This window comes from Plesiomonas sp. ISS29 (assembly GCF_056522795.1).
The window spans coordinates 1,310,476-1,336,380 of the sequence record NZ_JAWRZQ010000001.1 but is presented as its reverse complement, the minus strand read 5'-3'; the positions used below and the strand labels follow the sequence as shown (position 1 = coordinate 1,336,380).

The window sequence follows — 25,905 nt, the reverse complement described above, 5'->3', positions numbered from 1 at the left end:
GTCGGCGATAGCTCGTACTGTTCCGTTTGAATGCCATCCTCCTTTCTATTGAGATGAAAACCATCAAGCAGATTCGGTTGTACCTAATAGATAAATTGCGGATATTTAGGCAACTTATCAAGCAGATGGCTGATAATCCACATCAGGAGTTTGTTCTTTAATCAACACTTCCATCGTTTTCTCGGTCGGAATAGCTTTCACCAGTTCAACCGGATCAGGCTCTTTCTCTACACCCACTTTTTTAGGGCGTTTTGGCATCTGCCCCACACAATCTAACCCCACCCCTGGGCAGCCTCCGGCATTGAGCTTGATTTCAGCTCCGACCAGCCTAATACCGCTCGGGTCAACTTTGACAAAGCTGCTGCTCGCCTTGAGAGTGATCTCACTACTAGCCTCGAGCACGATCTTATCCCCTACATAGATGTGCACTTCCTGACCTGCATTCACCCGTAACGACTGCTCTACTTTCTGATGCATTGAGCCATCAACAGTCAAAGAGAGATCAGCATTGATGTGATCACGCTTTTCACCGTCTACCGTTAAGTGATCATGAGCACTGATGAGCGTTAGGCGCTCATGGTCGATATCACAATGTTCATCGCGTTTGATATGCCATCGGGTATCGTTCTCTATCAGTACATTCAGGTCTTTCTGGCCGTGAAGGTATATCTCTTGCTGTCCGGCTTGGTCCTCAAAACGTAACTCGTTAAAACCTTCACCTTGGTGAGTCTCGGTGCGCAGCACTGTGCGCGTTTTATGCACGGGCAGCTCATATGGCGAGCGCTGCGTTGCATGATAAGTTCGACCGGTCACAATCGGCTGATCGGGGTCTCCGTCTAAAAAAGAGACAATCACTTCATGGCCAATGCGCGGAATAGCTATCATGCCATACTGCCCACCAGCCCAGCCTTGTGATACTCGCACCCAACAGGAACTCTGCTCATTACTCGCACCGTATCTATCCCACGGGAATTGCAGTTTGACTCGGCCATGCTCATCGCAGTAAATCTCTTCGCCCTGCGGCCCGACAACAGTAGCCATTTGCGGGCCATCAACCTGCGGTTTATGCAGAATCAGCAAACGCCAAATCGTACTCTTTTTCACCACACCAAAATTGTTGTAATAAACCGTCTGGCTTTCGCCACCTTCCTCTTCCAATGCTTGTGGTTGTTCGCCATGGTGATGAACTCGTACGACTTGCCAGTTTATATTGATATTATCGTTCGGATGCTCTGAGAGGGAAAAATACAGACCCGGTATCAGCGCTGCCGCGTTCGATACACCTTGCCCCATCACCGCATCAGAACGTAATGCATCAAGACGATACCCGGTAAAAGCTTTACCACTGATATCCTGTTTAAAACGACCAGGATAATCAAAATACTGATAACCAATATGCTGATGTGTTAGCACTGTTGCCTGATTTTGATGCATAAGCGCATAATCAGGTGTCTTAAAGCAGTAGTCTTTTAATACCACACCCGCAGAACGAACAGCTTCTTGATAGCGAAACTGCCGGATATACTTCCCCCGCTGCATGCTCTGATTAGCAGGATTAAAAAACAGATCAGGGCCGCGGAATAATGCTGCGGTATCATCAGCAAATACAATGCGGTGCTTACCTTGCTCAAACTCGTGGAAATAGAATATTCCCTCTTCGGCGGCTAAACGGCTGACAAAGGCCAGATCCGTCTCTCGGTATTGCACACAATATTCTCGCTGAACATGCGTATTTCTCAACGCAAAAGCATATTCTGTGATCCCCGACTCTTGCAGCAAAACGCTGATAATCTCCTGCGGTTGCTGTGCCTGAAAAATTCGAGCATTGTGACGCAGGCTCAACCGCCATAGCGCAGGCCTCACTTCCATGCGATAACGTGTCCGACGAAAACCTGTTTCACCTTGAACAAAATGGCTCACAATACCGCTCACCCGCCGCTGCAAAGTGCCATCAAACCACACCAATAGCTCACAAGGCTGGTCCAATACGGCGCCAAAATCTATATCCGGCTGTAAACTGGCCAGCGCCAGACTTAAGGTAAAAGGCTCGCTCAGCTTTTCATCCAAATCAAATGCGGCCACGGCAAAGGTCGAATCAGGTAAAGCCCCCACCTTCACGGTAAACTGTAATCCCGTACTCTCTGTCATCCCTTTTCACCTTAGAGCTGGTTATTTTGGTGGATTATTGTTTTTAACATTACCCCGCTTTGCCACTGCCGCTGCCAATCACCACGCCACCACAACCAACAGCACTTCCGGTCACTGCAATGGGTTTACCGTTAACTAATACCGAGCCAACGCCACCAGCAATACTGCGTGGATGTGGTGAGCTTCCGGGTTTATCATGTGGCTGCAATGCATCGCCCTGCCGGGCGATCGGTTTGCCATCAAGAAATACATCTGAACTTGCAGTCATCACCGGCGAAGGGTGGAAACCATCATGATCTGTTCCCAGATCACCAAGCAACACAATAGCAGGGCACATGCTCCTCTCCTTAAGCTAGTAAAGTGATTCAGGTAAGCGGAATTGGCTAAATAGCCCACCAGCAAACGGGTTATGGCTGGCATCAGCGTACACTCGGTATGTCATTGCGCCTTGATCAACGGGAAAACGCACATCAAAAGTCGCCTCATTTACCTGTGTCAGCTCACCGTTTTGTATCAAGCGAAACATCGCCCAAGGGCCGACAAAAGCTTCGCTGCGTGGGGATCGCTCTTGATTGGCAGGCACTAGTGTGATCTTGCTTTCTGCGCCCTCTCGCATTGAATTAGGCCAGATCAACGGGATTTTGTTACGTCGGCCATGGGCATACTCCAACAATTGGCCATCAAGATTAAGCACACTGCGGCGTTTATTGGCCGTCAGCTCAATCGGCTCTAATGCAAACTGTACTTCTAATGATCCTTGGCTATTAAAGAAGGTTTCACGGATCTGTTCCGCTCGCTCCAGTTGCCTCAATAGCTCAGACTGAATAGGCGAACCGAAATCAGTATCCATCAACCCGCCTTCAACAATCGGTTTAAGGTTGGCCTGATAAAAACTGTTCAGCGTACCGCTTGGAGAGAAGAAACGCTCTATCTCGGAAAGAGGAGCATCTTTGGTTGAAGATGCATCAAATGGATAACGATCAGCCAGCTGGGTATTGAACGGCACAATAACCTTATCTAGCCACGCCTGATTTAGCGAAGAGATCGCCAAATCAACCACCAACTGCGCACTTTGCTCCGCCAACTGACTCACCCAACGATCCAGTGGTGCAGGCAGATTACGGGCATACTGTTGTAGCAAAAAAGTAGGGTCTGAATACTTGTTGCTCAAGCGTAATTGTACGGCTTTTAGGGCTGACTGACCGGGATCACTGGCATTCACAATCAGTTCAAGATATTGATATAGCTCGGTAATTTTTTGATTTACCTGTTGAATCAATGGCCCTTGCTCGCCAGCCGCTATCAGTACCGCATTGCTGGCTATAAACGGTTGCCCGATACGTGTTGTCAGCGTTTGTATCAGCGTATTCTTATCCGCATTTTTACGCTGTTGCGTATTTTCACTCAGCGTTGTTAACACACGTTGAAATGGTTGGTCATTACTGATAATTGCAGAAATAACACTCAGTGCCTGCTCAGGGCTGGTTAGTGGTTGTATATCCATATCTGTCAGCAATTTTTGCCACTGATTAGAATAATCAGTAACGTAACGATCATTTACCTGACGTATGATTTCACTGCGATCAGCCTTACTCAAATGCGTTTGCTGACGTTGCCCAAGCACCCAGCTATCCATGCCTGTCAACTCAAGCAGTGCGTTATCTTGCTTAAGGTAGAAGTCACTCAAACCAGACCAAGTCATCAGGCGTGGAATATTACCCATCGCGTCGTGGTTCAAGGTAAAAACCGTATCAAAAATCGGGCCGACCTCATCTTGTATCATCAGATCAGAAGAGAGTTGGTTATCCGCGTTCACAAGCAAGTTTTGGTATACCCGTTGAGAAATCGGCAATTTACTTAGCTCATGCTGAGCACTGTAAATCGGTTTTTGAAAGGGAATAAAAGCAGCAATAGCGGCCGAGTCTTTCTGCTGACGAGCCCCGCTCCAGTTTGTATGCTGTAAAGCATAATCCAGATGCTGCATCAGTTGCTCTTGCACCTGCCCTTGCTCTGGAAACGCACGCTGCCAGCGCTGTGCCATAAATTGTTCAACAACACTCTTATTGCGGCCAGATGCATCATCAAGCATCCGCATAACACGTAAAATAGCCAGTTTTTGCTCACTGCCTGCCGGAGCCTGATTGAGATCATCAAGCAAACCCTGCATCACTGCCGGTAAAAAACGCAAACTCAGCAACTGAAGGTAATTTTTTTCAACATAAGGCCCTATTTTATCGCCCTGATATAAACCAAGATCGACGAATAGTGGTATTTTTTCACGATAATCACCAAAAGAGAGGGTGGCTTCACGAATTAAGTTTAAGCGTGGTAACTGGTTATAACCAAATCCCTGCTGGCTAGCGGTTTCCGTTGCGTAAGTAAACGATTGCGTCTTGGTCAGTACATTACGTGCTGCCGCATCATTTATCCGATAGAAGTACTGCCAACCTGCAACTAACAAAGCACTACAAAAGAAAATGCCGCTGATACCCGACCACATTTGTCGTCGCCGCTGCAACGCATACGCGCGATTTTCACCGGCTAAATGGGCTTCAGGAAAAATAATGTCAGTAAACAAACGACGCACAAAAAAGGTATTTGATTCACCACGCAATGCAGAGTAAACCGGTTCGGATAACTGGTAGCGGTGAGTTGTCGCACGCATAAAGGCATCAAAAGGAACACCTTGTTGATAAACTGAACTGGTATACACCCCACGTATCAGTATGCTTTTTTGCTCTTTTTCATCCAACATCTCACCAAGCACATCCAACACATAATCTTTTATACCGGCAAGTTGCCTGACAAATAAAAACAGAGCACTGCGCTGCGAAGCCTCAAGCCCCCCTAACATCATTGTCGGTAAGTGAGTATTCAAATGAGCCAGCCATTGCTCCCAAAATATGGCTAACTCCTGTAACCAATAGTCGCCCGAAGCCGCATCAGGGCTGAATGTAATACCGAGTACAGCTTCGCGCGCATTTTTGTCTAATTGTTGGTAGATAACGTCAAAACCATGCAACATATCCAACTTAGTCAGTGTGATATACAGCGGCAAACGGATATGCATATTGGCACTTATTTCTTGCAGATGAATGCGCATTAACTGGGCATAAGCTTTACGCTCTGCAACACCGGCTTGTACTAACCAAGCCAGATCCAGTGTCAGAATCAAGCCATTAAGCGGCTGCCGACAGCGATGCTGGCTCAGCCAATTTAGCAGATGTAACCACAACCGCTCATTACTGCTATCAGCCCTTTCACCACCAGCCGGTCTGTGATCCAACAAATATCCACGGGGATCTAACATCACCGCGTGTTCGCCCACCCAGCAGTCGACACTCAGATCGGTTGTGTAATCACGCAGCGCTGCTTCCAACCGAGGATTTAACTTATTTGCCGGATTTGCCCGATGAATAAGGCTACTCTTACCGCTACCAGATAAACCGATCACCAGATACCAGGGCCTGAGATATAAAGCATCTGATCCAATATGTTCACGCAACACCTGTAACCAACGGTCTAAAAATTGCTGTTGTGCAACCAGCAATGGCTGAACCGGATCAGATTCCATGCTCTCTTGTATATGTTGTTCAGCTTTAAGCTGTTTCATCTTTTTCCATATACACCAAGAGTAGATGCCAAAGATCAGCCATAACCAGATCAGTGTAAAAACAACTCTAGCCCACATTCCAGCCAGAGGTTTACTCTGCATTATGTTCAGATCTGGCCCCAGCCACCACGCTAAAACCAGCGTCAACGCCCAGAAAAAAATACCCGCGGCAATCCATGGCGTAGTTAAACGCGGCGTCAGATGTTTTATGAAGGTTAAAAGAGTTTTGAACATAAATGGCCATTCAACTCCGAATGTCTCAGTTCGACCGAGAGGTCGCGTAATGAGCTAGGCGTGTTACCAAACCGGGCTCCCATTGTGCCAGCCCCAAACTCTGGGCTTCCTGCCACAGATGTTGGTAATGTTGGGCTGCCAGAGATGGCATCCCTTCTGTTGCCAGTAAATCAGCCCCAGCCAGTTGATGATAAAAACGAGCGCGCGGCTCTTTCAGTTGACTCAAGCGGTCATTGAGCAGGGTCAGTGCAGCCACTAATCCCTGAGATTGAAAACAATGTTGCAGATCAATTGCAGGATCACTTTCGCCAGACATTTTGGAAGGGGCAAGTGTGGCTTGTAACCATTGGCTGCACTCACTGCCTAAAAAAGGTGAACCATCACTAAATGTGAGATCACATAACAGCGGAAGCCGGTTTAAAAAAGCAGACAACTCCTCAGCAATCGCGATAGCTACCGCACCATAACCGAGTTTCACCGCCACCTGTGCCGATAGGTAATGCCCATCAAACCAATACGGGGAGAGTGTCAGGCTCTGCTCTATCTGCTTCCATAACGCCTGATCAGCCTGCAATAAAGCAATCCGATATTCATCAACTCGGTCTGGTGATAGTGGCGATAACGGGGTTTTATTCCCTTTACTGATTAAGGGGGGTGCTGTAATACTGCGCCACAATGCATTACGCCTCAGGCGATAACCTATCGGGCTTTCAGGTTGCTTCTCAATCAATAATTCGGCCATCTGGATTTGGCTCTGACGCCAAAGCCGATCATCGGAACTATCAATAACCAGCATATTTGAACTGACTGATACAGGAATAACCGAAACAGAAGAGATGCTCTGTTGTGTGGTGGAGGATACCGTTTGGGTTGTGCTCGCTTTATCCGCATTCGCTTGTTCTTGTTGATGACGCTGCATATGGTGCAAGCCGCCAAGCAACGCTTCCAAAGCCACACCATGATTTGGTGCAAGTGCTAACCAATTTTGCTGAAACTGCTGAGTTACATTCAGTAAGTGTTCTATTTGTTCTGACGATGCACTGTGGCATACCCGTGCTAATACCGCTTCGAATCGTTTAATTATCTGGTTAAATATCCGCAACTTTTGCTGCGTATGAATTGGCCAGGCCGACACCCAATATGCACCAACCCAACCATCAAGCAGCAGCAAAGCGGTGGTAAACGATGCCACATTGGCCGGATGCTGCACACAACGTAACAATTGAGCGAGTACCCGCATATCCTTGGTTTGTGTCTCTAACAAAGATAAGCACTGATCAGCCACTTTATTTAGATCGACCTGACTATGAGACAGCGATCCAAGCTTAACTAACTCGGTATCTACCACTTCCCATATCGGATTATCAACAGATATTGGCTGCTGTATCATCGCCTCTGGTAATGGTGTCAATAGGCGGAAACACCATGGGTGTGAATCAGTCATGTCATCACCTACCAGCGACACTGCTGGCGTAGAGGGCGCAGTGCATCCGCCAGCCCACTAAGATCTACGCGTACAGTCACCATTTTATTTTTTGTCTGCAATGTTAATGCATGCTGAGCTGTCCAGCGTTTAAGCTCCTCGATGGCCGGTAATCCTCGGCCAAACTCCAGCAACATGCCTTTATCGCGCACAAACCAGTTACTCGATGCCGGCAGAGCATCGGTCTGCGCTATCACCCGTGTATCAGGCCATGGTGCATCTAATCGTAACCAAATTCGGGTAATCGCATCGGCACAACTGATAGCTAATGTTGCGCCGCGCAGAGCCGGACGGGTCAACAATAACGTATCAGAATTAGGCTGATGCCCGAGCATAAACAACGGGGAGTCACTGCTACGCTGTGTTTCCTGTTGCTGAATATCATGCCATGCTGCTGAATGTGGAGCTGAAGAAGCATCCAACCTATTTTGCACTGATTCACCGGCTAGCACGTCATAACATGCCAGACGAACTCCTGGATCTGATTGTTCACGGCAATGCTGCCATTGTGCAGGCAAAATAGTCTCAGCATCTGCTCCCTCTGTCAGTAAGATCCATCCGCTCAGCGCCCAAAAAACGACCATCCATGGCTTCATCCGTTGACCTCCAGCTTTTGACACTTATGGTCTAGTGTGCGCTTAGGGATATTCAGACTCTCTGCAACCCGAGTGCGGTTTCCTTGAAAGTAACGCAAACGCGCTTCTATCACTGCAGTTTCATACTGCTGTAAAGCCTCACGCAGATTATTAATATGGCAAAAATCATCACCGCCTTGATTCAAATCGGTACTTATTCGATGGCGACTCTCCGGTGACAATGCACTGAGCGCAACGTCTTGCCCTGATGGGGTCTGGGCACAAGCCACTTCCAGCAAATTACGTAACTCACGCACATTACCCGGAAAGTCATATCCCACTAACTGTTTGAGGAAATTACGGTGTAATGGGCCGAAGACCTTCCCTTCTTGGCGGGCAAAATCGGCAATGAAATACTCACTGAGCAGACTGATATCTTCCGGCCGTTCACGTAACGGCGTTACCATCAACATGCACTGACATAACCGATGGTATAAGTCTTGCCGAAATGCCCCTTCGGTGACTCGCTGTGCCAGAGGTTGGTGAGTGGCTGAGATCAGGCGAAAATCTGAGTAAATCTCTTTTTCCCCGCCTAATGGCCGAAAATATCGGGTTTCTAATACACGTAATAATTTTACCTGCATGCTCGGGGGCATATCCCCTGCTTCATCAAGAAATAAGATGCCACCATTTGCCTGCGCCACCAGCCCATGCTTATTATTCAAAGCACCGGAAAATGCGCCTTTTTGATAGCCAAATAGCTCACTTTCAATCAAATTTTCCGGAATGGCCGCGCAATTAATCGCCACAAATGGCTTATCTGCACGCTCAGAACATTGATGCAGTAAGCGTGCAACCACCTCTTTCCCCGACCCTGTTTCGCCTTGAATCATCACATTCAGACGGTGGCCAGCCGCTTGCGCTATCTGCTCACGCAGTTGATGAATAGCGCGTGACTGGCCAATAAGTGCATCGCTTAAACAGGCATCTTGCTGACGACGCTGCTTATTTTCACTACGAACCACGCGCAGCGAGTCTTGCAAAGCAGTCATACCATGGCGTGACTGCCGTAAATCTCTAATCAATGTCAGCTGGCCGGTAAACACCTGTGCTAATAAAGCCAGTTTTCCTTGCGCTTGCCAGCCTGATAGGCGCTGCGCTGTATCAAACAATGCCAACACCGCAACAGGCTTTGCATTCTGCCCATGTAGTGGCAGGCAATGCATACCACAACGTGCACCGGCTTCAGCCAACATGCTACGCAAACCTGCATGCCCAATCCTGACACCGCTGTGCAATGAATCCCACGTTCGTACTTGATCGTGACAAAGTACAAATGCCAACGGATGGCTAAAATCGTCAGCTTTCAGACTAAACGCCACATTGCGTTGCCCTATCCAGCCATGACATTGGAGAGTGCGCCCACTGACATCGAGCATCGCCAGTAATGCTCCCTGCGGTTGCCACTCCTGCCGGACAGTATCCAATAACCAGCGGCAAAGCAGGGGCTCATCACGCGTCTGAGTCAGAGATAACGCAAATTCGAGTGCCTGTTGCATATTTAGCACGCCACCTCAGCGATAAACTCACCATCAGCAACACGAAAGCTGACCTGCCGAACCGATTTTCCAGCGGATAAATGTTGCAGCAATTGCAGTGATACCGGCGGCAATAAAGCACCATCAATCACCGACTCGAGCATTCTTGCACCATTTTCACTGCGCTTAGCACGGCGTAAGATCTCCTCATGCACCGCAGGTTCAATATGAACGGCGGCAGCAAAGCGGCGGTGTAGTAGGGCTTCAAGGCTGGATAATTTATTGTGGGTAATTTCAGCCAGGGTATCGTGGTTTAGTGGAAGGTACGGGATCACTTCCATACGAGCCAGCAAAGCCGGTTTGAAAAATGCAGCTAACTCTGGATACAACGTATCCAGCAGACTATCAGGGAGCAAACTATCGGGTGCATTAGCGTAATCTACAATGGTTTGGTAACCCAAATTTGAGGTCAGAAAGAACAGCACATTCTTACAATCAATAACCCGCCCCTCTCCGTCTGCCAGTTCGCCTTTATCGAATGCCTGATAGAAGATATTCAACACATCTGGATGCGCCTTTTCCACTTCATCCAACAACACCACAGAGTATGGTTTTTGCCGAATAGCTTCCGTTAACACGCCCCCCTCGCCAAAACCAACATAGCCCGGCGGTGAGCCGATTAAGCGCGAAACGGTATGTTTTTCCTGATATTCAGACATATTGATAGTCGTCAAATACTGCCGACCACCAAACATCAAATCGGCAATTTGTACCACCGTTTCTGTTTTACCAACACCACTGGGGCCCGCCAACAAAAACGCCCCCAAGGGACGCCCCGGACAGCGTAAGTCGGCACGTGCTGTCAGTAAATGGCGATGCAAATGGCTGATAGCCATATCTTGCCCTTTAATATGAGCGGCGAGATATTCAGGTAATCGTGTCACTACATCGAGTTCATTTTGTGAAATCCGGTTTAAGGGAACGCCGGTCCACTCAGCAATGACTGCCGTAATTTGCGCTGTATCGACATGGGCAGAAACCAGTACAGACTCTTGTTGCAAGACAGCCAATTCATATTCCAAACACGCCAATACACGGGTCAGTGCCTGTGTATCACTCTCTATTGGATTTTCATTGATTGAATATGGTGGCACTTCGCCGTTTGGTTTTGGTGTATCTAGTAACGCAGAGCGCAGCGCAACGATTTGCTGTACCCGTGATTTTTGTTGCTGCCAGCAAATGTCCAACTGAGTCAGTTCATCACGTGCCAGCTGCTGCTCTGCATGCAGAGTAGCCAGACGCTCGGTATGTTGACCCAACCCGATTAAACGCTGCCGTTCTAACTGACCAATCTCTAATTCGCACTGATGCAACATATTTTGTAAATGGCTGATCGCGCGCGGTGGTGTAGTCAGATTAATCGCAACCCGAGCACAGGCTGTATCGAGAATATCAATGGCTTTATCAGGCAATTGGCGGCCTGAAATATAGCGTGCAGAGAGCTTTGCGGCAGCCTGTAATGCCGCATCATCAATCAGTACGCCGTGTGCTTTTTCATAGATTCCACGCAGACCACGCAAGATAATAATGGCCTGTTCAGTGTCAGGTTCACTCACTTTCACAAGCTGAAAACGGCGGGATAGTGCAGCATCTTTCTCAATATATTTTTTGTATTCATGCCATGTTGTGGCTGCAATTGTACGTAATTCACCGCGTGCCAGAGCAGGTTTAATCAGGTTAGAGATATCCAGCCCACCGGCCTGATTACCCGCACCAATCAATGTATGCGCTTCATCAATAAAGAGGATCACCGGATACTCAGCCGCATTAACTTCCTGCATAACCCCTTTAAAGCGTTTTTCAAACTCACCTTTTACTGAAGCACCAGCCTGCATAGCACCCAGATCCAGTGATAACAACATAACATCACGTAATTTTTCTGGCACATGGCCGGCTACGATCCGCAGGGCTAGCCCTTCAATGAGCGCACTTTTACCTACACCTGCGTCACCAACGACAATCGGGTTATTCTTGCGGCGACGAGATAAAATATCGATCATCAGATCAATTTCATGATCCCGACATAGCACCGGATCAATACTGTTACTGCGTGCCAGCTCGGTAATATCTTGTGTGAACCTTCCCAGTAGTGAGGCCTCGGACAGCACAGCAGCCGCTTTATCTGTAGAAATCGATACCGTATCAAGTCCAACATCCGTTTCAGCGGACTCACTGACCCACTCATCAAATTGCTGATGTACCAAATCGCGATTAATCACCGTCAACAACCGGACAACGGCAGTGGTCAGATAACGAGCAGGCGTCATCAGCAATACCAGCAGCAACACCCCGCTTCGCAGCTGTGCATGCTGAAATTGAGCAGAAGCCAGCAACCAACTATCCTGTATCCACTCAACCAGTAGTGGTGAAAAAGACGGGTATCCCTGTTCGAAAGCATGGCCAGTTTCGGTAGGTTGCAACAGTGCTCGCAGCGCGACAATATCCACTCCGGCACGCTGCATGATGGCTTTAGCATCACTCAACGGGGTATCCAGCATGTTGAGCAGCAGATGCTCAATACGGATCTCCGATCCCTGATGATTAACACACTGGGCTGCCGACTCTTCTAGCATATGCCGACAAACCGGATTAAACCTTTCCACCAATACAGGCAGTTCGATATGAATCAAAACAAGTTCTCCTTAACTTATTTCAATTAAACTCATTTCAATAATTCATTTAGCTGACGCAGCACATCTTGAGTCTGGTTATCTAACCGACTGTAATAAAATACAAACACCCCGACGAGCATGATCACCGTGCCAATACACACACTACGCAGTGAGATCTCCGGTTTTAATGGTGGGCTAGAAGCATGCTGCCCTAAATTGAGATGAAAGACGGTTGGAGGATCATCACGACCTGAACTCAACTGCTGATGTAACTGCCGAACAAGCCGCTCAAACTCTTCACGCCCATGGTTCATTACGCGATAACGCCCTTCAAATCCAAGACACAAACAGAGATAAATAAACTCCAGCACTTCACGATAACGCTCAGAGTCTTCTTGTAATTTACTAAGCAGCACAAAGACCTTCTCGCCGCCCCAAGTTTCATTATGAAAACGGGTAAGTAGAGAGTGTTCTGACCATTCACTCAAGCTGCCCCACTCTCTGCTCATCACCGCTTCATCAATGAAAGTGCATAGAATGTAACGAAAAGAGAGCACCATGCCATTCTCATACCCGTGAGCGAGCAGCTCTTGTTCGATAGCCTGAATTTCAGTAACTACCTGCTGATAAAGTTCAGCAACCTGATCATGGCCAGAGAGCTGGCGAATGCGTAACACCATCCCCAGCAGCGGGGTTACCGCATCAATGATCGGATTGATACTGCACCCACGAAGACGAAACCAGTAGTCAGAATCTAAATCGAGCTGAGCGGCATGGTCATATAAAAGATCATTGAGCTGCTCATGTTTGATTATGTCGGTGGTCATTGGTTACTTCATCCCTGACTGCGAATCGCCCAAAATTGCATATCCAACTCAGGAAAGCTTCCTGCAATATGGAAAGCCAGTGTGTTGCCTTGTGCCAGCATTTGCCACGCAGGGCTTTGCCTATCTAATTGGAAATAGCTGTAACCGGCGTGGTAAGGTAATTGGCGCGGTGCAACCGGCAGTGGCAGTAAGGGAATACCCGGTAGTTGTAAATTGATAAGCTCACGGATTTTTTCGCTGGATGCTATTTTGGTCTGTTGCTGAAACTGTTTGCGCAGCTGCTCTTGCGGCATACGCGCACGCACGGCCAGTACAAATTCAGCACCGATCATCAACTCTCGATCCCCGATGACAGCAACCATCACACCATGCTGATGTTTCCGTAACTGAATAGAGACAGCTTTTGGTGAAAGCACTGTGCTAAGAGCTTGGCGAAGAGCCAACATCACAGGTTCAAAACTGGCCTGCGGTTCATCATGTCGGTATGCCGGAAACTCAGGCGGCAAACGAGACTCATCCGTAAAGGTCATCAGCTCACCGCACAGTTGCACCAATACCTCATGCAGCCGCTCCGGATGTAATGTTTCAAGACATGCCAGATGAGATAACTGAGGCTGCGCGCGGTTGAGCAGTTGCAACATCATAAACTCAGCCACATCCGCCACTCCCTGCTGGCCAGGTACAGCTAGACGCTGTGCCAAATTACGCGCTCGTTCAGCCACTAAACCTGCTGATTCATCTAAAAAGCGCTTTAAGGTCGGAACAGCCGCGATACTGATGCTGCAAGGCATAAAGTTTGGATCAAGTACCAATCCGCCATCTGGGCGCTTATCCAGAATCCGTGCTATCGCGATGGCCGCATAAGCACTACGATCTTCTCGCTCGAGCATCAAACGCAGGCTTACTTTACCCACTTCCAGTGAGGTCACATCACCACTATGACTGTGCAGATCCCTGACATCATGGCGAGTAGCCTGTATCCGAGTCGCAACCGTATGCCCTGCTTCCCCAACTTCTTGAACGCCACTGATAGACAGAGGCAGTGTCAGATAAACCTTTTGATTGGCAACCAAAACATCGGTGATCTCGAGCGGAGATGGCAGCACATCATCTGCCGGAAGATTAAATACCGTTCCATCTGGCATAACGCCGCTGGCACTCACCAATGCTATCCGGCCAAATCCGAGGTAATCATCATTAAGAGTCAGAGATTGTAATCCGTAAAAATAATCACTCAGCGCACTAAAACGAGCATGCAGTATGTGATCAGTATGCCGCTGTTGTTGCTGGAAATGCTGAGGTTTAATAAACAACCCCTCGCGCCAGATCACCTTATTTCGGCTCGACATGATTATTCTTCTTCTCTTTGCAGTTCAACGTCTCTCTGACGCAAATGCACCAGAATCTGATAAGACCGTCCGGTATGATTTACCTTAACCACTTTGCGCCAATCGGCCTTATCAGGCTCAGAATAACGGGCAATAACGGCGATATAACGAACCCCCTCCTCCAGTGCTACCGGTGGTAAATACTTAAATTGCCCCGGTAATAGAGTGTAATCCTGATGATTTATATAATTTTTCCCTAAGGCTTTCGCTATATCATCAGTCACCTGATCATAATCGGTTGCCAGCAAACGCGAGTCTTCCGATAACATCAGCACCTGAAATTCAATCGGCGCTGCATCGCCACTCTCATTCGGATTAACATCAGATTCAGCCAGCAAACTCAGCCCTACGGTCGAGAGTTGATCGGCATGGCTACCTACTTGTATATCAGGATTCATCACAACATCCGTTATCTTGCCGAGCGTAGTACAACCAGCCAGCAAAAATAGCCACAGTACAAACCATAATGTCCGTACCATCAGAACTGTTCCTGCTGTTCACGTACTGCACGGTCATAAACTTGGGCATAAACTTGATGAAATAATTTATCGAACCCTTGCTGGCGCACTGAAGTCAGTTCTCGGTAATAGTGCTGATACATCGTCCATGCCCAGCCCTCTTCATGCTCAACTGATAAGCCGCTACGACGATAGTGCGTAAAACGCCCCAACAGCGCTTGCGGAGAAAATGCCTGCAAAATACTCTCTAGTGCAGAGGCTATCGCCAGTTGATTAGCAATATGATGTATTCGTACATTACGCAGCACTTCACTAACCGCAGCAGGTGCAGACAGATGTACCGGGCTTTTACCATCGGCAAACAACAACGCCAATGTAGCCTCATAATCCAACGCTAAACGCAGAGGATTATCCTCAATCGGGTGCAGATGCTTATCAGCCAATGCTGCCTGTTCAACCTGTAAGGTGATCAGCCCCTCAATCATTGCGCGTAACGTTTTGCCCATCTCTTCGAGCATCTCATGAGCTTGTTGGCTATCTGTAATCTGTAACCGCTGACCTAATCCGTGCATGAGAGGAGTTAGCGCCACATGATCTACATCGTCCTGTTCGGCTGATAGGGCATACGGGTGATCAATGCTCGGCATATCAATAAATTCCTGAGCCATGGTGTCCTCGATAGCTGAAAAAATAGGTTCTGAGATGGCAGGTATTAGCACCGAATGTTCTGTTACCGGATGTTTGAGCAAGGCCGCCAACGAGCTAGCTTGATCAAGTTCCAGAGCCTGTAATGGATCGTTTTGCGGTAAAGCGCCTTGCACCTCAGTAGGTAACTCAAGATCTCCGGCTAACCAATTATCCAATTCATCTGTTGAATCATTTTCCAGAGTCTGCTCAATATTGGTTTTAGCCTGCATCGCCCCGAGATAAACACGTAAACGAAATGGGCCAATACGCAGTTCATCGCTCTGCTCAAGATAGACTTTACGATGACGACCAACCGGTGCTGTCGCACCATTAATAAATGTCTGCCCGCTTAAATCATTTAAACAAAAACGGTCATCATGCAGCTCAATGCGAGCATGAGAGGGCAACACTGCGCCTAAACGATCCGTTAAATACCAATCATCATGATCTGCTGCACCAAGCGTCCCGCCATATTGATCAAACCGGTACTGCATCAATGAATTGCCATCGAGCTGTTCGCTATTTAGCACAACCAAAGAGAGCTGCTGATTGAGTCCGCTCATATTTACTCCTGCACGCAAATCGTCACATTTGGATCACTCGGTGGCTGCCCTAAAAAACTACTCCACCCCAATCGGCTGCGTTGGTCATCACCTAACCTTAATCCGCGGGCTTGTTTATCACCAAAACTCAGACACAGATCCCATGCCAGCTGATCCCGTAAAATAAAAGAAACAAACTGAACCAGCGGCTGAAAAAGTAGGCCATTAGGTAACAAGCTAAGAAACTGGGAAAAACTCAGCTTGTTAATCCGTAAAACAAACTTACCAGCACAATCATTTACAAATGCCCCGAGGATAAAATCACTGCCCAATACAGTATTCAGGTAACCCAAACTATTTTGCTGATCAGCATGAACCCACACTTTACGTGGCTGCCAAGCCATAACCGTGACATCATCAAGATCAAAACAGTGAGAGACCAACCCTGCAACAGCTTGTGGCGAACGGCTCGGGCTGGCTAACATACCGGCATAAGAGAGCATTTTGGCGCGATTAACCGGTAGATTGTCGCGTACAGCCTGATTATTCAGCCCAACTAGCGCAAACATCAGGCGGGAAAATCCGTCACTACCATCGTTTTGAAATCGTACGTGATAACGGTACTTGCGCCAGCCGCGGTGCAACAGCATCAGTAAACGGTGGTGAAAGAAATCTAAAAATAAGCCGAGTTTTGATGCACCCTGCGCGTAATCCCAAGCCAGTTCATCGAGGTAATAGCCTGGAATAGGTGATTGACTGCCCTGTAAACCAAGAAATGCCACTTCTAACTGATACCGGCCAACAGGGTCTTGTTCAATATTCAAGACATCACTGGCCGGAAAACCCAGTGAGGCGGTAGACTTAAAGCGAATTTTTTCATTTTCAGGATGACAACTTGATAGCGCTTCCAGATCAACGCACTCCAAGCGACACAACAGCTCTACCAGCTGGAAAAAATTAAAGCTCGATGCATTCTGAAACTTGATCACATCAGAGAGTGCTGACCTATCTGCACCGGCCATCGGTAGCACTCCTTGTTATCAAGATTAATCACCTCTAGCTGGTGAAATGCATTCACGCTGGCATATAAAGAGAAAAAATGCGCCAATACCGTGCTAAACAGATACAGTTCACCTTCACTACCAAAAGCACTTTGTCGAAGAAACATAACCGATTTAAGGCCACGCACAGGCATTCCTTGCACCAATCGGTCTACCGGCTGTGTCTCTATTTTTTCTATTCCAGCCAGCCGCTTACGCGATATCAGTTCGGCCTGTTTGTCATGCAATGCAGGAAAATCATAGGTTCGCAGGATCTGTATCAGAGCCTCTTTGTGCAGCAAAGAGACATAGTTCAATGATAAATTTGAGATCAGTGCCCAGTGAAGACGACTATCCAATATCGGTCTTAACGGGCGAGTAGGCCGCAACAGATTTTTAAATGTAGCAAACGATGGTGAGCTGCCGGTAGGCACACACACTGCCCCAACCGACAACCGTGAAGCTTTCTCACGATTAGTACAGGTTAGCAAGACAGAGATTGATTCATCGATCCCTTGCATTTCAGCTTCATCACTACGTACAAACGAAAGTGAATAATCAAACCCACCACCACTGACCGCTTCACGTATCCGGCTTCGGTAATACAATGCTAATTGCCCATGAGTTTGCTCGATCTGATGCTGAAAACTTTCAAACGGCTGATAAACACGCATCGCTCCCCGTGAGCGACCAGTACACTCTTGAGCCCAACTTTCGACTTTATTAATCGAAAAAATCTCAAAACTATCAGCATAACGATAACTGACTTTTAGCGGGTATTCGGTTTGGCGGCCGTTGAAGTTAATAGGCTCACTGTCGTACGAAAATAGATTAATTGCCGGAACACAGTTGAGTAATAACGAATCGGAACGAATATGCAGCCCTACAGGTAACGGTCTTTCAAAACAAAAATGCAGTGTAAATTGGCTAACTCTTGAGAGCTGTACAGGCCAATTAAAGTTTGAAAAACCAAAAAAGAGAAAACTTTCAGGAAAACAAAAAAATTCCTGCAAAATCCGGTAACCAGAATAAACATTACTCGGATAAGGCAACAATGCATCATGAGGTTCAAAACCAACAGGCTTTAATACTGATGCAGATTGCCTAAAACGTTGGCCATTAATTTCTAATTCAATATAGGCCAACTGAGTAGATAACCAATAATACAGTTCATTTGCGGAGTGATTATCACCACCAAGATAAAATCTTAATTTATCCAACTGTAGTTCAGACACTGCTAATAAGGCGTGCGGCCGAATATCTACTGAAATAGTTGATAAATCATTACCGCTTTGCGCGTTAATATCATAAATATCAGCAGGGTAAATCCATGCATCATGGCATGTTTGAAAATGACAAGTCACTTCATCAATAGGTAAACTGTCTAACTGACAACCTCGCTTCACCTGTATAGGTTGCATTATTGCACCGGGGATCACCGAAAACTGCATGATTGTCATGCTGGGCACTGGGCGTAAATAATTAGGCCACAACATACTCAATAAACCATGTGTCAGCTCTGGAAATTCGTCTTCAATTTTTGCCCGCAAACTTCCGGTTAAAAAAGCAAACCCTTCCAACAAACGCTCCACATCAGGGTCAGTGGTCTGTTCAGAAAGAAAGCGAGTTAAATCTGGATGTTCACCTGCAAACTCGCGGCCTTGCAAACGTAAATAAGCCAGTTCATCCTTGAAATACTGTTCCAGAGGCATAAATCATCACACCATTTTATAGTGTCGGTGGTTATCCATGTGAATATTGAAGGATGTTACTTGTTCAATACTCTCTAACCGAACATGTGCCGTCACCTGAAACGACATTTCCAACGGATTGGCCAATACATAAGAAGGCCACACATCAACATGCACAATACGAGGTTCATATTGACGAATACACTGTCTTATTTCCTCTCTAATACGAGCGCGAATATCGGCACTGCCTTGCGTTGCATCATTGAGATCAATAATCCCTAACTCTGGCGCACTACGACAGCTTCCAGGCCGAGTATTGAGAATGCAATCAAGATGCTTTTTCACCGATGTAATCAACACCTCAGCCTCTTTAGCCACAGAGGTAATTTCTGACTTTTCGCGTATACGATCAAACAGGCTAGCTGCACTCTTCCGATCCCAGAGCATGAGAGAAGACATACGGCCTATTCCTTATCCAAACGGCCGACAAGAGACAGTTCAAAGCTAGCCCCCATATATTTAAAATGCGGCTTGACGGACATAACAACTTGATACCAACCTGTTTCGCCCTCGACATCCAGCACTTTAATCTGTGCGGAACGTAATGGCCGACGGCTACGAACATCTGCAGGAGGGTTTTCCTGATCGGCCACATATTGCTTAACCCAGCCATTTAATTCACGTTCTAAATCTTGACGCTCTTTCCAAGAACCAATTTGCTCACGTTGCAATACTTTAATATAGTGTGCCAAACGATTAATAATAAACATATAAGGTAGCTGAGTACCTAACTTATAGTTTATTTCAGCTTCTTTACCGTCTTTGGTATTTGGAAATAATTTTGGTTTTTGTACTGAGTTTGCTGAGAAAAACGCAGCATTATCACTGTCTTTACGCATAGTGAGAGTAATAAATCCCTCTTCGGCCATTTCATATTCACGCCGATCAGTAATTAATACTTCAGTTGGAATTTTAGCCTGCAATTGCCCCATGGCTTCATAGACATGAACGGGTAAATCAGTAATAGCCCCACCACTTTGTGGGCCAATAATATTCGGACACCAACGGTATTTTGCAAAACTGTCGTTTAACGCAACGCCCATTAAGTAAGCCGTATTCCCCCATAAATAATGCTCATGGCTTTCATTAATATTCTCTTTATAGTTGAAGCCTTTAATCGGGTTTTCAACCGGATCATACGGTAGCCGAGCCAAAAATCGTGGCGCAGTGAGCCCTAGATAACGGGAGTCTTCCGATTCACGTAATAAACGCCACTTACCGTATGCAGGGCCTTCAAAAACAGATTTAAGATCTTTAATTGATGGCAAATCAGTAAAGCGCTCAACCCCAAAAAATGTTGGTGCAACTGAAGAGATAAAGGGAGCATGCGCCATTGCACCAACAGCACTGACATACTGCATTAACTTGATATCAGGAGAACTCTGACTCAATGCATAATCACCAATAACTGCGCCTACCGGTTGCCCACCAAACTGGCCATAACCACTGGAATAAACATGCTTGTAAAAACCAGACTGCGTGATTTCAGCTGCAAACTCAAAATCATCGAGCAACTCCTCTTTTGTTGCATGCAACACCTGAACTTTTATATTTTCACGAAAGTCGGTACGATCAACCAATAACTTCAATGAACGCCAAGATGACTCCAGCTCTTGCAATGGTTTAGCATGTAAAATAACATCCATCTGTTTACTGAGCTTTTTATCCAACTCAACAATCATATGGTCAACCAGAGTTTTATTTATTGGGTCTGTGGTATTCCCACTATCAAGAATATTGGTAATCAGAGCAGTAATACCTTGCTTAGCAATACTGTACCCTTCATCAATAGGGGTTATTCTGGCTTGAGCCATAATTTCATCCAGCAGTGACACTGAATTACTCTGTATACCAGAATTTAATTTACCTTCAACCACAGACATATTTTATCTCTCTATCATTTCAAAACGAAAATAACTATTTATTTGATGAAATTAAATTTAACTCTTTAAGTAGCTGTTCACGTGCGCTATCACTCGACAGCAAGTTTTGCAAACGATTTCGAAACGCAGGAATATTGCCAAGTGGGCCTTTAAGTGCAACTAGTGCCTCACGTAATGCGAGCAACTTATGTAACTCTGGGATCTGACTTGCAATATGGTCTGGTGTAAAATCACTCATCGAGCTAAATTTCAGCATCACAGGAAAAGAGTCTTTACTCTCTTCTTCCAAAATATTTTCGACTTGAAATTTCAACTCTAAACCAGATTCGCGCATAAAAGATGCAAAGTTATTTTTATCTACTGAAACACTTTGCCGCTCTTCAATAGGTATATCTTCTGAACGGCCCTTCATATTACCCAAAACCATCATGGTCAAGGGCAATTCAATTTCTGCCTGTTGGTTATCAGCAGAAGGAACATATTTGATATTAATTCGCTCTTTAGGTGCAACGCTGACACCAGAAATTACCTTTCCCATATAAGACACCAGTATTAAAAAACCCACCAAGGCATAAAAAGTTAATAACTCGAACCATCGCTTAATAAAACCATGTAAACCTGCACAATCACTAAGCGCAGTGTAATGTGCAAAAACTCACTATCGCCTAATTAATAACACGGGGGTCAATTTACACCTTAAATAATAAACAGCCTTATATTTAATTTTAAATCAGGCTAAATGTGGGATATGTCACTATTCATCATGTTACATGTCAGTCGTTCGTTGCAGATAAATGGAGAGTAGATGCAAAATAAATAAATCAATTAAAGTTGCATGCCTAATAATAAAAAATTCCAAAAATCAAATAAATACCCCATCATCACTGACTTATTTTCTCTATTCCTATATGAAATAAAAACATTATAATCTTTTCATTATCAATGTATTAAAAGATTAACCCTCTCAGTTTATCTTTGATATGCAATAACATCTTACTCACTTCAGCAATCTGCCTTGATGTATGACGCTTACTGGTTAAAGCTATCATAACTGAAATAGGCCACACTCAACGCAGCACAGCCTAAACCCCTAGTAATACTAATGATATTAGGATGAAACTGAGCATGGTGTGATACGGAGCAAACAAGGATACATACTGTCAAAAATAAGATTTATAGGGAGTAAGAGGGGAATAAAAGCGAAGGCAACAGGAGAAATGGCTAAGAAATAGAAAATAACAGCATAGAAAAAACACACAGGGAAAGTAAACGAAAAAGTAGAAGAGATAAAACAGCAGAAAAAGATAAATCGTGGTGGAGCTAAGCGGGATCGAACCGCTGACCTCTTGCATGCCATGCAAGCGCTCTCCCAGCTGAGCTATAGCCCCATTATAAAATGGTGTTGCGGAAAAAATCTATTGGTGGAGCTAAGCGGGATCGAACCGCTGACCTCTTGCATGCCATGCAAGCGCTCTCCCAGCTGAGCTATAGCCCCAACACGTTATCATCTTTAACTTATCAAAGATAATTGTTGGAAATGTACTCTGATATGATGGTGGAGCTAAGCGGGATCGAACCGCTGACCTCCTGCGTGCAAGGCAGGCGCTCTCCCAGCTGAGCTATAGCCCCATCGCTATATCAGAATTGCCCACACTATACCGGATTTGGGTATCACAATACAGTTTGTTTTATCTGCATATGTATGTGTGTTATCACATAATATACGAGTACATTTATCAAGATGGTGGAGCTAAGCGGGATCGAACCGCTGACCTCTTGCATGCCATGCAAGCGCTCTCCCAGCTGAGCTATAGCCCCAAGCCTGATACGTGTACTAAAACAGGTTAAGCGAGGCGAATAATAGGCAGTCAAATCGCTGCTGTCAACACCCGAATAACCACAGCCCGACTGATTGCTCGAAATCTCAACAACTGTCAGGGGGAATGGCTTATCAACAGCAAAATAGCCATTAATAGTGATAAAAAAACACTCGCTGCCATCGTGTCAGCGAGTGTTTAGTGGGTATCTACAAACGGCCAATTATGGCCGTTTGTAGAGCAGATCAAGCACAACCTAATCTCGCATGATCCCTGAGGTTATGAAGTTAAATAACCGCTACTATCAAAGATATCAGGTAACTTTTTTCCATGAACCGTACTGGTTGCTTCCTGGAACTTCACCCAGAGTCCACCACTGGGCTTGCCATGTTGTACCGTTATAAGTAGCTTTTTCACCGGTAGTATACGCTTTGGTTGCTGTCCACGCAGCGGTGCCTACGGTGCTACCACCTGATGAAGAGACCGCTTCCCACGGGCCACCTAAATCAGGTTGATTACCTTGCGTCCACCACTTAGCTTTATACTGCACGCCGTTGTACACCACGGTATCACCTGCAACATAGGCTTTACTTGAGCTCCATGTTGTTTGACCGCTGACAACTGGCACATCTTTCACTGTGACCACAACTGATTTCGTTGCACTGAGCTTGCCATCACTCACAACAACCGAGACGGTATAGTTGGTATCAGCAGTAACTGCAGGTGCAGTAATGGTGATCGAGGCAGTATTTAGTGCACTGGCCGTTAAACCAGCGGTATTCCAGCTATAAGTTAACGGATCACTTTCTGCATCTTTTGCATCAACTGTCAAAGTCAGAGCTTTCCCCTCTTCTACCGATAAAGCTGCCGGCAGTGTCAGAACAGGAGCGGTATTCGTACCAACTGGTGGTACAGTTACTGGTGCTTTGACCGTAACGCTGACATTGTTGCTGACAACGTTTACACCATCACTCACTTTTAGAGTTAGGGTGTATACCGTATCTTTGGTTACAGTAGGTGCGGTAAAGGCCAGATCTGAAGATGTAAGGTTGGTAGCCGTAAACCCTGCTGGCAATACCCATGTATAGCTTAGGGCTTTGCCTTCAGGATCAGAGGCTGATGCTTGAACACTGCTGCTTTTACCACTGTCTGTGGTTACTGCAGGGGTTACACTGACAACTGGAGGTTTATTGGTGTTGTTGCCACCTGTACCGGCTACCGAGTGTCCTAATGACTCATGCATAGCATTGAGAATATCACCGTTGTCACCATCAATTTCCCATGAGAATAAACCGCCCAATCCGTTTGCGCGAACATAGTCACCTTTCGCCTGAACTGAACGCGGGTTGTCATAGGTAATCAGCTCACCAGTACCCTGATTCCAAACATACGGAGCTTGTGCTTGCTCGTCATAACCATATTGGAAACCGTTAACGCCGGTACCATTAGTTGTGCCCAGTGAGCGTTTTAGCAGATCCCAGTAATCCACAACACCTGCTTCAAACGTGCCTTTTACCGCACCGTTCGCTATGCCTGACATTGGATTACCGGCAATTTTCAGTGATGCAGGTGTTACCCCATTCCAGCCACGACCATACATGGCTACACCCACGTTCAGTTTTTTCGCCAACACTTTTTTGGCCAGCATCAACTTAATGGCATTATCGGTGGTGTAGTCAGGTTTATTGGTGTAATCCTTACCGCTAGAGTCTTTACCCGTACCCTGACAGCGAGCAGCTTCTAAGTGTGAACCGCAATACAGTGCCGCCTGATGACCTGGCTCATTATTCCATGCGCCGTAGAAGTCATAGGTCATCACGTTGAAACGATCGACATACTGCGCCGCTTCGGCATAGTTGATGACACCGATTTTATCGTAGCCTGATCCGATAGCCGAGGTCAGCTCATAGCGCTTACCGGTTTCTGCACCGACACGATCAAGCATTTCACGCAATTCACGCATCAATGTCACATACGTTGCGCCATCTTTTGCCGGATCACCGAGTTTCGGGTTCGCACCTTTGCCGCCCGGATATTCCCAGTCAATATCTACACCGTCAAAGAATTTCCATGTACGGATAAACTCTTCTACCGAATCAACAAAGACTTTACGTTTTGCATTATCGCCAAAAAAGAAGAACGGATCAGACAGTGTCCAGCCGCCGATAGACGGTAGAATTTTTAGATCAGGATAACGCTTTTTCAGCGCCATCATGCTGCCAAACGTACCCTTATAGGAGTCAAATTGGCCCTGTCCGGCTTGTGGCATTTGCAGAGCAGCCCAAGGGTCGTGAATGGCTACTTTGAAATCTTCACGGCCAGAGCAGGCACGTTGTAATGCATTGAAGCTGTTACCATTATCAACTTCTTTCAAACCATCATTAACACCCGCACCACCACAAATTGGGGTAAAGCCGTAGTATAAATGGGTCAGGTTTTGTGCAGGGATTTTAGAGACTGGGTATTTGCGATCGTAAACACCCCACTCAACAAAATATGTACCTACCTGCATACCACTGGTATTGGTGTAGGATTTATTATTGGCATCTACCGACATCACTAAAGGATCAAGATGGCTGCCATCAGTATCGGCGACCACGATAGCTTTTGCATCGCTGGCGGTACAAACTTCAGCTGCGCCCGTGCCGCTGCACAGTGCGATCTGCATCTGATATTTACCGCCTTTTTTCACATAGATAGTCGCGCTGTCTTTTTGGGATGCGGCTGAGGCAATGGTTTTTTCAAAGACCGGTTTACCGTCGAACAACACTTTCCAGTGATCACCAGCGTCACCGGACCAACGATCCCATGCCACTGGAACCGGCGCGCCGTCTTTATTCACTTTCACTAACGCGTTGTATGACGTGGCTTCTTGGTTAACTTGCACGATGGCAAAATTACTCTCGCCCCAAGCCAGTACCGGTTTACCCGGTGCAGCCTGTGCATGACCAATACCTGCCAGCATAAGTGAACAACAAAGTGCAGAGAGAGGGAATCCTTTAGATTGCATTACCCGTTCCTTTTAGGTAGGCAAACATAACTACAGTAAGTGGCCCACAATGCTGCTCTGCACGCGTAATGATTGGCGCGATAACAGTCAACAAACCGAGGTTACTTACCATCCGACAAATGTTGCATGTCTGTGCTTATTTTTAGACAACAAAAATCATTCATTTTATTTAACAAAAGCACAACATAAGAATATTCGGAAAGCAGGGTTTGCAGAATGCCCATTCAAAAAAAGCGAAG

Annotated in this window: 17 protein-coding genes and 4 tRNA genes; all 21 read right to left on the bottom strand. The window is 46.3% G+C overall.

Going from position 1 to position 25,905, the window contains the following annotated elements:
- Positions 1-117: 117 nt before the first annotated feature.
- Positions 118-2,148 (bottom strand): type VI secretion system Vgr family protein, encoded by a 2,031-nt coding sequence (locus AC1HDJ_RS05940; RefSeq protein WP_479534148.1) that lies wholly within the window; start codon positions 2,146-2,148, stop codon positions 118-120.
- Positions 2,149-2,197: 49 nt separating this feature from the next.
- Entirely contained in the window at positions 2,198-2,485 is a 288-nt protein-coding gene (locus AC1HDJ_RS05935; RefSeq protein WP_479534146.1) for a type VI secretion system PAAR protein, read from the bottom strand.
- 15 nt (positions 2,486-2,500) lie between these two features.
- Positions 2,501-5,995, bottom strand: coding sequence for a type VI secretion system membrane subunit TssM (gene tssM, locus AC1HDJ_RS05930; protein WP_479534144.1), 3,495 nt, complete (start codon positions 5,993-5,995; stop codon positions 2,501-2,503).
- 25 nt (positions 5,996-6,020) lie between these two features.
- Positions 6,021-7,439 (bottom strand): type VI secretion system protein TssA, encoded by a 1,419-nt coding sequence (gene tssA, locus AC1HDJ_RS05925; RefSeq protein WP_479534142.1) that lies wholly within the window; start codon positions 7,437-7,439, stop codon positions 6,021-6,023.
- An 8-nt stretch (positions 7,440-7,447) separates the two neighbouring features.
- Complete coding sequence (gene vasI / locus AC1HDJ_RS05920; RefSeq protein ID WP_479534140.1) at positions 7,448-8,074, bottom strand: type VI secretion system-associated protein VasI; 627 nt, start codon at positions 8,072-8,074, stop codon at positions 7,448-7,450.
- Positions 8,071-9,612 carry a sigma-54 interaction domain-containing protein gene (locus AC1HDJ_RS05915; RefSeq protein ID WP_479534138.1) on the bottom strand — a complete coding sequence of 514 codons (1,542 nt, stop codon included), beginning with the start codon at positions 9,610-9,612 and terminating at the stop codon, positions 8,071-8,073. The genes vasI and AC1HDJ_RS05915 overlap by 4 nt, the downstream gene beginning before the upstream one ends.
- Positions 9,613-9,614: 2 nt before the next feature.
- A complete protein-coding gene (tssH, locus tag AC1HDJ_RS05910) occupies positions 9,615-12,281 on the bottom strand; it encodes a type VI secretion system ATPase TssH (protein ID WP_479534136.1) in 2,667 nt (888 codons plus the stop codon).
- A gap of 32 nt (positions 12,282-12,313) precedes the next feature.
- Positions 12,314-13,090 carry a type IVB secretion system protein IcmH/DotU gene (gene icmH, locus AC1HDJ_RS05905; protein WP_479534134.1) on the bottom strand — a complete coding sequence of 259 codons (777 nt, stop codon included), beginning with the start codon at positions 13,088-13,090 and terminating at the stop codon, positions 12,314-12,316.
- 8 nt (positions 13,091-13,098) lie between these two features.
- Positions 13,099-14,439 (bottom strand): type VI secretion system baseplate subunit TssK, encoded by a 1,341-nt coding sequence (gene tssK / locus AC1HDJ_RS05900; RefSeq protein ID WP_479534132.1) that lies wholly within the window; start codon positions 14,437-14,439, stop codon positions 13,099-13,101.
- Positions 14,440-14,441: 2 nt separating this feature from the next.
- Complete coding sequence (gene tssJ / locus AC1HDJ_RS05895) at positions 14,442-14,957, bottom strand: type VI secretion system lipoprotein TssJ (protein WP_479534130.1); 516 nt, start codon at positions 14,955-14,957, stop codon at positions 14,442-14,444.
- Positions 14,957-16,186, bottom strand: coding sequence for a type VI secretion system-associated FHA domain protein TagH (gene tagH, locus AC1HDJ_RS05890; protein WP_479534128.1), 1,230 nt, complete (start codon positions 16,184-16,186; stop codon positions 14,957-14,959). The genes tssJ and tagH overlap by 1 nt, the downstream gene beginning before the upstream one ends.
- Positions 16,187-16,188: 2 nt before the next feature.
- On the bottom strand, positions 16,189-17,187 hold the full coding sequence (gene tssG, locus AC1HDJ_RS05885; protein WP_479534126.1) for a type VI secretion system baseplate subunit TssG: 999 nt from the start codon (positions 17,185-17,187) through the stop codon (positions 16,189-16,191).
- Complete coding sequence (tssF, locus tag AC1HDJ_RS05880; protein WP_479534124.1) at positions 17,151-18,917, bottom strand: type VI secretion system baseplate subunit TssF; 1,767 nt, start codon at positions 18,915-18,917, stop codon at positions 17,151-17,153. The genes tssG and tssF overlap by 37 nt, the downstream gene beginning before the upstream one ends.
- A 6-nt stretch (positions 18,918-18,923) precedes the next feature.
- Positions 18,924-19,355, bottom strand: coding sequence for a type VI secretion system baseplate subunit TssE (gene tssE / locus AC1HDJ_RS05875; RefSeq protein ID WP_479534122.1), 432 nt, complete (start codon positions 19,353-19,355; stop codon positions 18,924-18,926).
- A gap of 5 nt (positions 19,356-19,360) precedes the next feature.
- On the bottom strand, positions 19,361-20,839 hold the full coding sequence (gene tssC / locus AC1HDJ_RS05870) for a type VI secretion system contractile sheath large subunit (protein WP_479534120.1): 1,479 nt from the start codon (positions 20,837-20,839) through the stop codon (positions 19,361-19,363).
- A 34-nt stretch (positions 20,840-20,873) separates the two neighbouring features.
- Positions 20,874-21,377 (bottom strand): type VI secretion system contractile sheath small subunit, encoded by a 504-nt coding sequence (gene tssB, locus AC1HDJ_RS05865; protein ID WP_479534117.1) that lies wholly within the window; start codon positions 21,375-21,377, stop codon positions 20,874-20,876.
- A gap of 774 nt (positions 21,378-22,151) precedes the next feature.
- Positions 22,152-22,227 (bottom strand) — tRNA-Ala (locus tag AC1HDJ_RS05860).
- A 31-nt stretch (positions 22,228-22,258) separates the two neighbouring features.
- Positions 22,259-22,334: transfer RNA gene (locus AC1HDJ_RS05855), tRNA-Ala, on the bottom strand.
- Positions 22,335-22,392: 58 nt separating this feature from the next.
- Positions 22,393-22,468 (bottom strand) — tRNA-Ala (locus tag AC1HDJ_RS05850).
- Between the two features lie 113 nt (positions 22,469-22,581).
- A tRNA-Ala gene (locus AC1HDJ_RS05845) sits at positions 22,582-22,657 on the bottom strand.
- Between the two features lie 312 nt (positions 22,658-22,969).
- Complete coding sequence (locus AC1HDJ_RS05840; protein WP_479534115.1) at positions 22,970-25,666, bottom strand: glycosyl hydrolase family 18 protein; 2,697 nt, start codon at positions 25,664-25,666, stop codon at positions 22,970-22,972.
- Positions 25,667-25,905 lie beyond the last annotated feature (239 nt).